The organism is Citrobacter sp. Cpo103 (assembly GCF_030332605.1).
Taxonomy (GTDB): domain Bacteria; phylum Pseudomonadota; class Gammaproteobacteria; order Enterobacterales; family Enterobacteriaceae; genus Citrobacter; species Citrobacter portucalensis.
The window spans coordinates 828,614-842,640 of sequence record NZ_JAOWHO010000035.1; the positions used below are offsets into that span (position 1 = coordinate 828,614).

Annotated in this window: 10 protein-coding genes; 8 read left to right on the forward strand and 2 right to left on the reverse strand. The window is 53.0% G+C overall.

The genetic code is table 11. The annotated features are described in order from the left end of the window. Positions 1-61: 61 nt before the first annotated feature. Complete coding sequence (locus OGX89_RS20440) at positions 62-955, forward strand: YcbJ family phosphotransferase (protein ID WP_003831934.1); 894 nt, start codon at positions 62-64, stop codon at positions 953-955. A gap of 93 nt (positions 956-1,048) precedes the next feature. Here the strand turns inward: OGX89_RS20440 and elyC are convergent, their stop codons facing one another. Further along, entirely contained in the window at positions 1,049-1,813 is a 765-nt protein-coding gene (gene elyC, locus OGX89_RS20445; protein WP_126956768.1) for an envelope biogenesis factor ElyC, read from the reverse strand. Between the two features lie 135 nt (positions 1,814-1,948). On the opposite strand from elyC, the gene cmoM reads away from it, so the two are divergent. From cmoM to OGX89_RS20480, 7 genes are all read left to right on the forward strand, one after another. Beyond that, positions 1,949-2,752 carry a tRNA uridine 5-oxyacetic acid(34) methyltransferase CmoM gene (gene cmoM / locus OGX89_RS20450; RefSeq protein WP_003035803.1) on the forward strand — a complete coding sequence of 268 codons (804 nt, stop codon included), beginning with the start codon at positions 1,949-1,951 and terminating at the stop codon, positions 2,750-2,752. Further along, positions 2,745-4,067, forward strand: coding sequence for a chromosome partition protein MukF (gene mukF, locus OGX89_RS20455; protein WP_003831939.1), 1,323 nt, complete (start codon positions 2,745-2,747; stop codon positions 4,065-4,067). Before cmoM ends, mukF begins: the two co-directional genes overlap by 8 nt. Continuing rightward, entirely contained in the window at positions 4,048-4,752 is a 705-nt protein-coding gene (gene mukE / locus OGX89_RS20460) for a chromosome partition protein MukE (protein WP_003035809.1), read from the forward strand. The genes mukF and mukE overlap by 20 nt, the downstream gene beginning before the upstream one ends. Continuing rightward, on the forward strand, positions 4,752-9,212 hold the full coding sequence (gene mukB / locus OGX89_RS20465) for a chromosome partition protein MukB (protein WP_003831942.1): 4,461 nt from the start codon (positions 4,752-4,754) through the stop codon (positions 9,210-9,212). Before mukE ends, mukB begins: the two co-directional genes overlap by 1 nt. 267 nt (positions 9,213-9,479) lie before the next feature. Beyond that, entirely contained in the window at positions 9,480-11,231 is a 1,752-nt protein-coding gene (gene ldtD / locus OGX89_RS20470; protein ID WP_126956770.1) for a L,D-transpeptidase, read from the forward strand. A 177-nt stretch (positions 11,232-11,408) separates the two neighbouring features. Continuing rightward, positions 11,409-11,957 (forward strand): peptidoglycan L,D-endopeptidase MepK, encoded by a 549-nt coding sequence (gene mepK, locus OGX89_RS20475; protein ID WP_003831948.1) that lies wholly within the window; start codon positions 11,409-11,411, stop codon positions 11,955-11,957. 28 nt (positions 11,958-11,985) lie between these two features. After that, complete coding sequence (locus OGX89_RS20480) at positions 11,986-12,633, forward strand: MBL fold metallo-hydrolase (protein WP_063940614.1); 648 nt, start codon at positions 11,986-11,988, stop codon at positions 12,631-12,633. Positions 12,634-12,686: 53 nt separating this feature from the next. Here the strand turns inward: OGX89_RS20480 and aspC are convergent, their stop codons facing one another. Next, complete coding sequence (aspC, locus tag OGX89_RS20485; protein WP_126956772.1) at positions 12,687-13,877, reverse strand: aspartate transaminase; 1,191 nt, start codon at positions 13,875-13,877, stop codon at positions 12,687-12,689. Between the last annotated feature and the right edge of the window lie 150 nt (positions 13,878-14,027).

A 14,027-nucleotide genomic window follows, 5' to 3' on the forward strand; every position in this document is an offset into this window, starting at 1 on the left:
GTGACATCTGTCTGCACGACGCTCATTATGAAAGCAGTAGCATTTATGAGGGCAATCTGAAATGGAACAGTTGCGTGCCGAACTCAGCCACCTGCTGGGCGAAAAACTCAGTCGCATAGAATGCGTGAATGAAAAAGTGGATACGGCCCTGTGGTCACTGTACGACAGCCAGGGAAATCCGATGCCGCTGATGGCGAGAAGTTTCACCACGCCAGGTATGGCGCAGCAGCTGGCCTGGAAAACCTCCATGTTGGCGCGCAGCGGTACGGTGCGTATGCCCGTCATTTACGGGGTTTTAACCCACGAAGAGCATCCCGGTCCTGATGTGTTACTGCTTGAGCGTTTACGTGGTGTGCCGGTGGAAGCGCCAGCCCGAACGCCCGAACGCTGGGAACATTTAAAAGATCAGATCGTAGAAGGTCTGCTGTCATGGCATCGACAGGATAGCCGTGGCTGTGTGGGAATGGTGGATAACACGCAAGAGAATATCTGGCCATCCTGGTATCGCCAACGTGTTGAAGTGTTGTGGACCACGTTAAATCAGTTCAACAATACCGGGCTGACGATGCAGGATAAGCGGATCCTGTTTCGCACCCGTGAGTGTTTGCCCGCTTTATTTGAAGGATTCAATGATAACTGCGTGCTAATCCACGGTAATTTTAGTTTACGTAGCATGCTCAAAGACGCCCGTAGCGATCAGCTTCTGGCGATGGTCGGACCGGGTTTGATGCTGTGGGCACCCAGAGAGTATGAATTGTTCCGTTTAATGGATAACGCGCTGGCGGAAAGCCTGCTTTGGCAATACCTGCAACGCGCGCCAGTGGCTGAGTCCTTCATCTGGCGGCGCTGGCTGTATGTGTTATGGGATGAGGTGGCGCAACTGGTCAACACCGGACGTTTTAATCGATCTAACTTTGACCTGGCCACGAAATCACTGCTGCCGTGGCTCGCCTGATGAACATGTGAACGCCTTATCCGGCCTACAATTCTGCACTGAACACGTAGGCCTGATAAGACGCGTTAGTGTCGCCATCAGGCAACATTACTGTCAATGTTTCGCTCCCTTTAGCCACTGCCAGATTCGCCCCAACGTTTCGTAACCAACACGATCGCTATGCATCAACCAGATGGGAGAGGGGATCGCGCGCTCCCACGGATTAAGCGGTGAGTCAATCGCTAACTGGTTGGCTGGTGCGGGCAACGGATGTAGTCCGGCCTGTTGGAAGAAAATCATTGCTCGTGGTAAGTGCGATGCGGAGGTCACCAGCAGGAACGGCGCGCTGCCGATGGCCTGCTTCACCGCTGCGGCTTCTTCTTCGGTGTCTTTGGGTTTATCCAGCGTGATGATATCACCGGGCGGCACACCTAGTGACTGCGCTACGCGGGCGCCCGCTTCTGCAGTACTGACGTTATTGCTCTTTGCTGCAGCACCGGTAAAGATAAGCTTCGATCCCGGGTTAGCACGCCAAAGGCGAATACCTTCATTCAGACGCGGAAGACTGTTGCTGATCAGGTTTGAACTTGGCGCCCACTGAGGATTCCAGGTATACCCTCCGCCCAGCACCACAATGTATTCCACTTTTTGTGTATCCTGCCAGGTTGGATAGCTATCCTCAATCGGTTTCAGCAGACTGTCGGCGACGGGCTGCAAGCTTAGAAGTAACAGTGCCAGCCAACTCAGGCTAATGCACATTTTCCCTGTTTTTTGAAAGCGGCTAAACCAGAGCAGCGCCAGGCCTATACCCATGATAATGAGCATTAGCGGAAGTGGCAGCATCATACCGCCAATCACTTTCTTCAGCGTAAAAAGCATCCTTTTTGGTTCCTTTTTTAACCATACAGCAGGGGATCAGCAGGGATATTACACCAGGAAGGTTCATTCTCGGCGTGGGTGTGACAAAATAGCGGTTTTACTTAGTCACCCTAAAGCCAGCATGTGGAGAGCCCGATGCGGGATCGCAATTTTGATGACATTGCAGAGAAGTTTTCCCGTAACATTTACGGCACCACCAAAGGTCAGCTTCGTCAGACGATCCTCTGGCAGGATCTGGACAAACTTCTTGCCGACTATGCGGGCCAAACTTTGCGTGTGCTTGATGCGGGTGGCGGAGAAGGACAGACAGCCATTCTGATGGCGCAGCGGGGCCATCACGTCACCTTGTGCGATCTTTCTGCTGAGATGGTGGCGCGAGCGCAACGGGCGGCAGAAGAGCAAGGTGTGAGCGACAACATGCATTTTATACATTGTGCCGCTCAGGACATCCCACAGCATTTGGATTCTCAGGTTGATCTGATATTGTTTCATGCTGTGCTGGAATGGGTGGCCGATCCGCAAGCCGTCTTAAAAACATTGTGGTCGATGTTACGCCCGGGCGGTGCTTTATCGCTGATGTTCTACAATGCAAACGGTCTGTTGATGCGTAATGTGTTGGTCGGTAATTTCGGCTATGTACAGCAGGGAATGTATAAAAAGAAACGGCGCACGTTGTCTCCTGATTTTCCGCGTGACCCTCAGCAGGTCTATGGCTGGCTGGAGGAGATTGGCTGGGAGATAACCGGAAAAACGGGCGTGAGGGTGTTTCATGATTATCTGCGTGATAAACAAAAACAGCATGACTGTTTTGATGCTTTAACAGAAATAGAAACACGTTATTGCCGCCAGGAACCGTATATCAGCCTTGGGCGCTATATTCATGTCACCGCGATTAAACGTCCGGCCCGAGCCGCAGATGCAAGGATAACCTATGAGTGAATTTTCCCAGACAGTCCCCGAACTGGTTGCCTGGGCCAGAAAAAATGACTTCTCCATCTCTCTGCCGGTAGACAGACTTTCGTTCCTGCTGGCGGTCGCCACATTGAACGGTGAGCGACTTGACGGTGAGATGAGTGAAGGTGAACTGGTGGATGCGTTCCGCCATGTTAGTGATGCGTTTGAGCAAACCAGCGAAACCATCGGCGTCCGCGCCAACAACGCGATCAACGATATGGTGCGTCAACGTCTGCTGAACCGCTTTACCAGCGAGCAGGCTGAAGGCAACGCCATTTACCGTTTAACGCCGCTCGGGATTGGCATCACAGATTACTATATTCGTCAGCGCGAATTCTCTACGCTGCGTCTTTCTATGCAGCTGTCAATTGTGGCAGGCGAACTGAAGCGCGCGGCGGATGCGGCAGCGGAAGGTGGTGATGAGTTCCACTGGCATCGCAACGTCTATGCGCCATTGAAATACTCGGTGGCGGAGATTTTCGACAGTATAGATCTGACCCAGCGCATAATGGATGAACAGCAGCAGCAGGTAAAAGACGACATCGCACAGTTGCTAAACAAAGACTGGCGGGCGGCGATTTCCAGCTGTGAAATGCTGCTGTCAGAAACATCTGGTACGCTGCGTGAGCTGCAAGATACGCTGGAAGCGGCAGGGGATAAGCTGCAGGCTAACCTGTTACGCATCCAGGACGCCACGATGACGCATGACGATTTGCATTTTGTCGATCGGCTGGTGTTTGATTTACAAAGCAAGCTCGACCGCATTATTAGCTGGGGACAGCAGTCCATTGACTTGTGGATCGGCTACGATCGTCACGTTCATAAATTTATCCGTACCGCGATCGATATGGATAAAAACCGCGTCTTCGCCCAGCGTCTGCGTCAGTCCGTGCAGACCTACTTTGACGACCCATGGGCGCTGACCTATGCCAACGCCGATCGTCTGCTGGATATGCGTGACGAGGAGATGGTGCTGCGTGACGAAGAGGTCACCGGTGAACTTCCGGAAGATCTGGAATATGAAGAATTTAACGAGATCCGTGAGCAGCTGGCGGCGATCATCGAAGAACAGCTGGCTATCTACAAATCCAGACAAACACCACTGGATCTCGGTTTGGTAGTGCGCGAGTATCTGGCGCAATACCCACGTGCGCGTCATTTCGACGTCGCGCGTATTGTTATCGATCAGGCGGTACGCCTTGGCGTAGCGCAAGCAGACTTCACCGGACTGCCAGCCAAATGGCAGCCGATTAATGATTACGGAGCCAAGGTACAGGCGCATGTCATTGACAAATATTGAACAAGTGATGCCGGTAAAGCTGGCGCAGGCGCTGGCGAATCCGTTATTTCCTGCGCTGGATAGCGCCTTACGTTCGGGCCGCCATATCGGTCTGGATGAACTGGATAATCATGCCTTCCTGATGGATTTTCAGGAATATTTTGAAGAGTTTTACAGCCGCTATAACGTGGAATTGATCCGTGCGCCGGAAGGGTTCTTCTACCTTCGTCCGCGTTCAACGACGCTCATTCCGCGTTCGGTCCTGTCTGAACTGGACATGATGGTGGGTAAAATTCTTTGCTATCTCTATCTCAGCCCGGAACGCCTGGCGAACGAAGGGATTTTTACCCAGCAAGAGCTGTACGACGAGCTGCTAACGCTGGCAGACGAAGCGAAGTTACTGAAGCTGGTGAACAACCGTTCAACCGGTTCTGACGTTGACCGCCAGAAGCTACAGGAAAAAGTGCGTTCTTCGCTCAACCGCTTGCGCCGCTTAGGCATGGTGTGGTTTCTGGGCCACGACAGCAGCAAATTCCGTATTACGGAATCTGTCTTCCGCTTTGGCGCGGATGTGCGTAGCGGCGACGATCCGCGTGAAGCACAGCGTCGCTTAATTCGTGATGGTGAAGCGATGGCGGTCGAGAACCGTCTGCAGCTCAACGATGAGCCCGAAGAGAATCAGCCGGACAGTGGAGAAGAAGAATAATGATTGAACGCGGTAAATTTCGCTCACTTACGCTGATTAACTGGAATGGTTTTTTTGCCCGTACGTTTGATCTCGATGAGCTGGTCACCACGCTGTCCGGTGGTAACGGTGCGGGTAAATCCACCACCATGGCGGCATTTGTTACGGCGCTCATTCCGGACTTAACCCTGCTGCATTTTCGTAACACCACCGAAGCCGGTGCAACCAGCGGTTCACGTGATAAAGGCCTGCACGGTAAGCTGAAAGCAGGGGTTTGTTATTCAATGCTCGACGTCCTCAACTCGCGTCATCAGCGCGTGGTCGTGGGTGTGCGTCTGCAACAGGTTGCTGGTCGCGATCGCAAAGTGGATATCAAACCGTTTGCCATTCAGGGGCTGCCGATGTCGGTACAGCCAACCCAACTGGTGACGGAAACGCTGAACGAACGCCAGGCGCGCGTACTGTCTCTACCTGAGCTGAAAGAGAAGCTTGATGAGATGGAAGGCGTGCAGTTTAAGCAGTTCAACTCAATAACCGATTATCACTCGTTGATGTTCGATCTGGGCATCATTGCCCGTCGTCTGCGCTCCGCGTCCGATCGTAGTAAATTCTACCGTCTGATTGAAGCCTCGCTGTACGGCGGGATCTCCAGCGCCATTACCCGTTCACTTCGTGACTACCTGCTGCCGGAAAACAGCGGCGTACGTAAAGCGTTCCAGGATATGGAAGCCGCGCTGCGTGAAAACCGTATGACGCTGGAAGCGATTCGCGTAACCCAGTCTGACCGCGACCTGTTTAAGCATTTAATCAGCGAAGCGACCAACTATGTGGCCGCGGATTATATGCGCCACGCCAACGAACGCCGTATCCATCTGGATAAAGCACTGGAATATCGTCGTGAACTGTATACCTCGCGCAAGCAGCTGGCGGCAGAGCAGTACAAACACGTGGATATGGCACGTGAATTGGGTGAGCACAACGGTGCGGAAGGCGATCTGGAAGCTGATTACCAGGCCGCGAGCGATCACCTGAATCTGGTGCAAACCGCGCTGCGTCAACAGGAAAAAATTGAACGCTATGAGGCGGATCTCGAAGAACTGCAGGTCCGTCTGGAAGAACAAAACGAGGTGGTCGCGGAAGCCGTTGACCGCCAGGATGAGAACGAAGCCCGTGCGGAAGCCGCTGAGCTGGAAGTGGATGAGCTGAAAAGCCAGCTTGCCGATTACCAGCAAGCGCTGGACGTCCAGCAGACGCGAGCCATCCAGTATACCCAGGCGATCCAGGCCCTAAACCGGGCGAAAGAGCTCTGCCACTTACCGGACCTGACAGCCGACAGCGCCGCCGAATGGCTGGAGACTTTCCAGGCCAAAGAGCAGGAAGCCACTGAAAAGCTGCTGACGCTGGAACAAAAAATGAGCGTGGCGCAAACCGCGCATAGCCAGTTCGAACAGGCTTATCAGCTGGTGGCGGCTATCAACGGCCCGCTGGCACGCGGTGAAGCCTGGAGCGTGGCGCGTGAACTGCTGCGCGAAGGCGTGGAACAGCGCCACCTGGCAGAACAGGTTCAGCCGTTGCGTATGCGACTGAGCGAACTGGAGCAGCGTCTGCGCGAACAGCAGGACGCCGAGCGTCTGCTGGCCGAATTCTGCAAGCGACAGGGTAAACAGTTCGATATCGAGGAGCTGGAAGCACTGCACCAGGAGCTGGAAGCGCGCATCGCCGCCTTGTCGGACAGCGTCTCGTCTGCCAGCGAACAGCGTATGACGCTGCGTCAGGAGCAGGAACAGCTACAATCCCGTATTCAGCATTTGATGAAACGGGCACCCGTCTGGCTGGCTGCGCAAAATAGCCTGAACCAGCTTAGCGAGCAGTGTGGGGAAGAGTTTACCTCCAGCCAGGATGTGACCGAGTATCTGCAACAATTGCTGGAGCGCGAGCGTGAGGCCATTGTTGAGCGTGATGAAGTCGGTGCACGTAAAAATGCGGTTGATGAAGAGATTGAACGTTTAAGTCAGCCGGGCGGGGCGGAAGATCAGCGTCTGAACGCGCTGGCGGAACGCTTTGGCGGCGTGCTGCTGTCAGAAATTTATGATGACGTTAGCCTTGAAGATGCACCGTACTTCTCTGCGTTGTACGGTCCTTCGCGCCATGCCATCGTGGTACCGGATCTGTCGCTGATTACCGAACAGCTTGAAGGGCTGACGGATTGCCCGGAAGATCTCTATTTCATCGAAGGGGATCCGCAGTCGTTTGATGACAGCGTCTTCAGCGTTGATGAACTGGAAAATGCGGTGGTGGTGAAAACTGCCGAGCGTCAGTGGCGTTATTCTCGCTTCCCGACGGTGCCTATTTTTGGGCGTGCAGCACGTGAAAGCCGTATCGAAACCCTGCATGCCGAGCGTGAAGGACTGTCTGAACGTTTCGCCACGCTCTCCTTTGACGTCCAGAAAACCCAACGTCTGCATCAGGCGTTCAGTCGCTTTATCGGCAGCCATCTGTCGGTGGCGTTTGAAGCCGATCCAGAAGCGGAAATTCGCCAGTTGAATAGCCGTCGCGTTGAACTGGAACGTGCGCTGACCAATCATGAAAATGATAACCAGCAAAGCCGTATGCAGTTTGAACAGGCGAAAGAGGGCGTCTCTGCGCTGAACCGCCTGCTGCCGCGCTTGAATCTGCTGGCAGATGATACGCTGGCCGATCGCGTAGACGAAATTCGCGAGCGTCTGGATGAAGCTCAGGAAGCCGCGCGTTTTGTACAGCAACATGGCAATCAGTTGGCGAAACTGGAACCTATCGTTTCGGTTCTGCAAAATGACCCTGAGCAGTTTGAACAGCTGAAGGAAGACTATGCGTATTCCCAGCAGATGCAGCGCGATGCGCGTCAGCAGGCTTTTGCGCTGACCGAAGTCGTACAGCGTCGGGCGCACTTTAGTTATTCCGACTCAGCCGAAATGCTGAGCGGCAATAGCGATCTGAACGAAAAATTGCGTGAACGCCTGGAACAGGCGGAAGCCGAACGTACCCGCGCACGTGAAGCGCTGCGCAGCCACGCCGCACAGTTAAGCCAGTACAACCAGGTGATGGCATCGCTAAAAAGCTCTTATGACACCAAAAAAGAGCTGCTTAACGATTTACAACGTGAACTGCAGGATATCGGCGTTCGTGCGGACAGCGGTGCCGAAGAGCGCGCGCGTATCCGCCGTGACGAACTGCATGCGCAGCTCAGCAACAACCGTGCACGCCGCAACCAACTTGAGAAAGCGCTGACCTTCTGCGAAGCGGAGATGGAAAACCTGACCCGCAGACTGCGCAAGCTGGAACGTGATTATCATGAAATGCGCGAGCAAGTAGTCACCGCCAAAGCCGGCTGGTGTGCAGTCATGCGGATGGTGAAAGATAACGGTGTGGAACGTCGTCTGCACCGTCGCGAGTTGGCCTATCTTTCCGGTGACGAACTGCGTTCGATGTCGGATAAGGCGCTCGGTGCGCTACGTCTGGCGGTTGCAGATAACGAGCACCTGCGCGATGTGTTGCGTCTGTCTGAAGATCCAAAACGTCCAGAGCGTAAAATTCAGTTCTTCGTCGCGGTTTACCAGCATCTGCGCGAACGTATTCGCCAGGATATTATTCGTACCGACGATCCGGTTGAAGCCATTGAACAGATGGAGATCGAGCTGAGCCGTCTGACGGAAGAGTTAACCTCACGCGAACAGAAGCTGGCGATCAGCTCACGCAGCGTGGCGAACATTATTCGTAAGACTATTCAGCGTGAACAGAACCGTATTCGCATGCTGAACCAGGGGCTGCAAAGCGTGTCGTTTGGCCAGGTCAACAGCGTTCGCCTGAACGTCAATGTGCGTGAAACACATGCTACCTTGCTGGACGTACTTTCAGAGCAGCATGAACAGCATCAGGATCTGTTTAACAGCAATCGCCTGACCTTCTCAGAAGCGCTGGCGAAGCTGTATCAGCGTTTGAATCCGCAGATAGACATGGGGCAACGCACGCCGCAAACCATTGGTGAAGAGCTGCTGGATTATCGTAACTATCTGGAAATGGAAGTTGAGGTTAACCGTGGCTCTGACGGCTGGCTGCGTGCTGAGTCTGGTGCGTTGTCAACGGGGGAAGCGATCGGGACCGGGATGTCTATTCTGGTGATGGTGGTGCAAAGCTGGGAAGATGAAGGCCGCAGATTGCGCGGGAAAGATATCTCTCCTTGCCGCCTGCTGTTCCTTGATGAAGCTGCACGACTCGATGCGCGTTCTATTGCGACCTTGTTTGAGCTGTGTGAGCGTTTGCAGATGCAGCTGATTATCGCTGCGCCGGAAAACATCAGCCCAGAGAAAGGCACCACCTACAAACTGGTGCGTAAAGTCTTCCAGAACACTGAACACGTTCACGTGGTGGGGCTGCGCGGATTTGCGCCACAGTTACCGGAACCGCTGCCGGGGACTGAAGATGCCTCCTCGCAGGCAAGCTAAGTAATAAGTAAAAAGGCGGCTACATGGCCGCCTTATCTTTTTCCGAAAAGACTTCATGCCTAGTGTAATTTCTTTAGACTTCTTTACATTAGGTTAGGCAAAAAGTTTTTGATGTTTATATACTAAAGGTGAGCCAAACGCGTCACTGGCTTGCTCGTCATACTTCAGTTTGTATTGGCGTTTTACAGGTCCGACCCACGTCAAAATAAAGGGGAATACAGACGGCCTGGCTATTCAGAGTATGATAAAGAAAACAGGGGGCAAGGGATGTTGCTTAATAAAATGTGTGGTCGTCGGCTGTCGGCAATCAGTTTGTGCCTGGCCGTAACATTCGCTCCACTGTTCAATGCGCAGGCCGATGAGCCTGAAATGATCCCTGGCGATAGCTCTGCGACCGTCAGTGAACAGCCAACAGCGTTATCGCAGCCGCAGGTTCAATCTTCTGCGACGGCTATCATGGCGGGTATTCAACCGCTGCCAGAAGGCGTGTCTGTCGATAAAGCCCGCGCCGAAATACACTCTCAACTGCCAGCAGGTTATACGCCGGTTTACATGAGCCAGTTGGAACTGCTGTATGCCGCACGCGAAATGAAGCCGATGTGGGAAAATCGTGATGCGGTAAAGGCATTTCAGCAACAGTTAGCCGAGATCGCAATTGCCGGCTTTCAGCCGCAGTTCACTACCTGGGTTGCACTTCTGACTGACCCGGCAGTAACCGGTCAGGCGAGAGACATCGTGCTCTCTGATGCGATGATGGGGTATTTGCACTTTATCGCTAACATCCCTGTCAAAGGTAATCGCTGGCTTTACAGCGATAAGCCCTATGCGCTAACGACACCGCCGATTTCCGTCATCAACCAGTGGCAGGTCGCACTGGATAACGGTCAACTGACTTCATTTGTGGCCAGCCTTTCGCCTCAACATCCGCAGTATGCAGCCATGCATGAATCACTGCTCAAGCTGGTGGGCGATTCACGTCCCTGGCCGCAACTCACCAGTACAGCAACGCTGCGTCCGGGGGAGTGGAGTAATGACATCCCCGCGCTGCGTGAAATTTTGCGTCGAACCGGGATGCTGGAGCCTGCCGTCAGTACGTCTGGCAAAGAAGGGCGTGGTACCTACGATCGTGAATTGGTTGATGCGGTAAAGCGTTTTCAGACGTGGCAGGGACTTGGCGCAGATGGCGCGATTGGCCCAGCCACACGTGACTGGCTGAACGTGGCGCCTGCTCAGCGTGCGGGCGTGCTAGCGTTAAATATTCAGCGCTTGCGCCTGCTGCCGAGTGAGCTGTCTACCGGTATCATGGTGAACATTCCTGCCTATTCGCTGGTTTATTATCAGAATGGCAATCAGGTGCTGGCCTCGCGAGTTATTGTCGGGCGTCCCGATCGTAAAACGCCGATGATGAGCAGTGCGCTGAATAACGTGGTCGTTAACCCACCGTGGAACGTTCCGCCGACGCTGGCACGTAAAGATATTCTGCCTAAGTTATGGAATGATCCGGGATATCTTGAACGTCACGGCTATACCGTAATGCGCGGCTGGAACAGTAAAGAGACGATAGATCCGTGGCAGGTTGACTGGGCGACCATCACTGCGTCCAATCTGCCGTTCCGCTTTCAGCAGGCTCCGGGCGCACGTAACTCGCTAGGACGCTATAAATTCAATATGCCGAGTTCGGACGCTATTTATCTGCACGATACGCCGAACCACAATCTGTTCCAGAAAGATACGCGGGCGTTAAGCTCCGGATGCGTGCGTGTGAACAAGGCATCTGAGCTGGCGAATATGCTGCTACAGGATGCGGGTTGGAATGATTCACGCATCTCGGATGCCCTGAAGCAAGGGGATACGCGGTATGTGAATATTCGCCAGAATATTCCGGTCAACCTCTACTATCTGACCGCATTTGTCGGCCCTGATGGGCGCACGCAGTATCGTACAGATATTTACAATTACGATCTGACAGCGCGATCCAGCGCACAAATTGTGTCAAAAGCCGAGCAATTAATCAGATAAATGAAGCAGTTCGAGGAAAATGATTGTCGTAAGTTATGCTGGAAACGGGGCAAAATGGCTGTGAGCCCCGTATTTCCTGGGGTTGGGAGCCTTGACGTGGACTACTTAGCCAGATAAGGTTTCCCGCGTGCGCTAGAGCATACATACGATAACATTGACCTTGTAGACCTTAATACCATGGACAAATTTGACGCTAATCGCCGCAAACTGCTGGCGCTTGGTGGTATTGCCCTCGGCGCTGCCATCTTGCCTACGCCTGCGTTTGCAACACTCTCTACCCCACGTCCGCGTATATTGACTCTGAATAACCTGCATACCGGTGAGTCAATAAAAGCAGAGTTTTTTGATGGCAGGGGCTATATTCAGGACGAATTAGCAAAACTTAACCACTTTTTCCGTGATTTTCGGGCCAATAAAGTGAAATCCATTGACCCGGGACTGTTTGATCAACTCTTCCGTCTGCAGGGTCTGCTGGGCACGCGTAAACCCGTACAGCTGATTTCAGGCTATCGCTCTATCGATACCAATAATGAACTCCGTGCACGTAGCCGTGGTGTGGCCAAGAAAAGCTACCACACTAAAGGTCAGGCCATGGATTTCCATATTGAAGGCATCGCATTAAGTAATATTCGCAAAGCTGCGTTATCTATGCGCGCAGGTGGTGTAGGATACTACCCCAGCAGTAACTTTGTGCATATTGACACCGGCCCTGCACGGCACTGGTGATCCATAAGCTTAATGAAACAGGAGCTGTATGAACTATCGTATTATTCCGGTCACTGCATTCGCCCAGAACTGCTCGCTAATCTGGTGTGAGCAGACTCGTCTGGCCGCGCTGGTCGATCCCGGCGGCGATGCCGAGAAAATCAAACAGGAAGTGGATGCCAGCGGTCTGACGCTAATGCAGATCCTGCTTACTCACGGTCATCTTGACCATGTTGGAGCGGCGGCTGAACTGGCACAACATTATGGTGTACCGGTTATTGGTCCGGATAAAGAAGATGAGTTCTGGTTACAGGGACTCCCTGCTCAGAGCCGCATGTTTGGCCTGGGAGATTGTGAGCCGCTGACGCCCGATCGCTGGTTGAATGAAGGTGACCGGATAAGCGTTGGCAACGTGACGTTACAGGTTCTGCATTGTCCGGGTCATACACCGGGACATGTGGTCTTCTTTGATGAGCAATCAAAGTTACTGATTTCTGGTGACGTGATTTTCAAAGGTGGCGTAGGGCGCAGCGATTTCCCGCGCGGTGATCACAGCCAACTAATCGATTCGATTAAACGTAAACTATTGCCGTTAGGCGATGACGTAACGTTTATTCCGGGTCACGGCCCACTCTCTACGCTGGGTAATGAACGCTTACATAACCCGTTCCTGCAAGATGAAATGCCTGTCTGGTAATTCGTTTAATAAATAAAAAGGCCGCTATTGCGGCCTTTTTTGTGCGCGATAGATTACAGTACTGCGACAATCGCTTCGCACAGTGGCGCCATGTTGTCTGGCGTCATTCCTGCCACGTTTACGCGTCCGGAAGCGACAGCGTAGACACCAAACTCTTCACGCAGACGCAGAACCTGCTCTTTGGTCAGGCCGCTAAACGAGAACATGCCGTTCTGTTTGATGATAAAGCTGAAATCGCGGTTTGCACCTTTCTCTTGCAACGTATTCACAAACAGTAAACGCATGCGCTGAATGCGCTGGCGCATATCAGTCAGTTCCTGTTCCCAGATGGCACGCAGCGCGTCGTTGCTCAGAATCGTGGCCACTACGGATGCACCGTGTGCTGGTGGGTTGGAATAGTTAGCGCGAATGGCTGATTTCATCTGGCTGAACGCACGGTCAACGGTTTCAGCATCCGCAGCAACCAGCGTACAGGCGCCTACACGCTCATTGTACAGTCCAAAGTTCTTGGAGTAGGAGCTGGCAACGATCAGCTCTTTGTGCAGAGCCGCAAATGCGCGCAGACCTTCTGCATCTTCTTCCAGGCCACGGGCAAAGCCCTGGTATGCGAAGTCAAACAGCGGTAACCAACCTTTTTCGACAGACATCTGAGCCAGCGTTTGCCACTGTTCCAGCGTAGGATCGATACCGGTAGGGTTATGGCAGCAGCCGTGGAATAGCACCACGTCGCCAGCCTGCGCTTCGCTGAGGCTTGCCAGCAGCGCATCAAAATCTAACGAGTGGTTTGCTGCATCGTAATAGTTGTATTCACAAACTTCCAGGCCTGCAGAGTTAAAGACGCTCTTATGGTTCGGCCAGCTTGGATTGCTCACCCATACGCGTTTAGCCGACGTATTTTTTGCCAGGAAATCAGCTGCCACACGCAGTGCACCAGTGCCGCCAGGGGTTTGTGCGGTACGTGCACGCTTATCGTTGATCAGCGAACTTTCTGTACCAAACAGTAATTCCTGAGTGCAGCGACCAAACTCTGGAATACCGTCAATGCCAAGGTAATTTTTGGTGGTTTCATTTTCCAGTATATATTGCTCGGCTTTTTTAACGCTGGTCAGTACCGGCGTTTTGCCTGTCTCATCTTTATATACACCGATCCCCAGGTTTATTTTTCCAGGGCGGTCATCGGCACGAAACAAATCAGCCAGACCCAAAATGGGGTCGGCAGGAGCGGCAGTAATGTTCTCAAACATGACGAGGTTCCATAGTGATTACAGAAGGGAAGTCCGCTATCAGGTTAACGGTAGATTTACAAAATGCCAACCGTTACTGACGAAAAGCTGAGGTGTTTTTTTAAGACGCAAGAATCCGCTAGCAGATATAAAAAAACAGGACCGAAGTCC

What these genes read in the sequence shown, in the direction of transcription:
- OGX89_RS20440 (WP_003831934.1), top strand. Translation starts at nt 62, where the DNA reads ATGGAACAGTTGCGTGCCGAACTCAGCCACCTGCTGGGCGAAAAACTC.
- elyC (WP_126956768.1), bottom strand. Translation starts at nt 1,813, where the DNA reads ATGCTTTTTACGCTGAAGAAAGTGATTGGCGGTATGATGCTGCCACTT.
- cmoM (WP_003035803.1), top strand. Translation starts at nt 1,949, where the DNA reads ATGCGGGATCGCAATTTTGATGACATTGCAGAGAAGTTTTCCCGTAAC.
- mukF (WP_003831939.1), top strand. Translation starts at nt 2,745, where the DNA reads ATGAGTGAATTTTCCCAGACAGTCCCCGAACTGGTTGCCTGGGCCAGA.
- mukE (WP_003035809.1), top strand. Translation starts at nt 4,048, where the DNA reads ATGTCATTGACAAATATTGAACAAGTGATGCCGGTAAAGCTGGCGCAG.
- mukB (WP_003831942.1), top strand. Translation starts at nt 4,752, where the DNA reads ATGATTGAACGCGGTAAATTTCGCTCACTTACGCTGATTAACTGGAAT.
- ldtD (WP_126956770.1), top strand. Translation starts at nt 9,480, where the DNA reads ATGTTGCTTAATAAAATGTGTGGTCGTCGGCTGTCGGCAATCAGTTTG.
- mepK (WP_003831948.1), top strand. Translation starts at nt 11,409, where the DNA reads ATGGACAAATTTGACGCTAATCGCCGCAAACTGCTGGCGCTTGGTGGT.
- OGX89_RS20480 (WP_063940614.1), top strand. Translation starts at nt 11,986, where the DNA reads ATGAACTATCGTATTATTCCGGTCACTGCATTCGCCCAGAACTGCTCG.
- aspC (WP_126956772.1), bottom strand. Translation starts at nt 13,877, where the DNA reads ATGTTTGAGAACATTACTGCCGCTCCTGCCGACCCCATTTTGGGTCTG.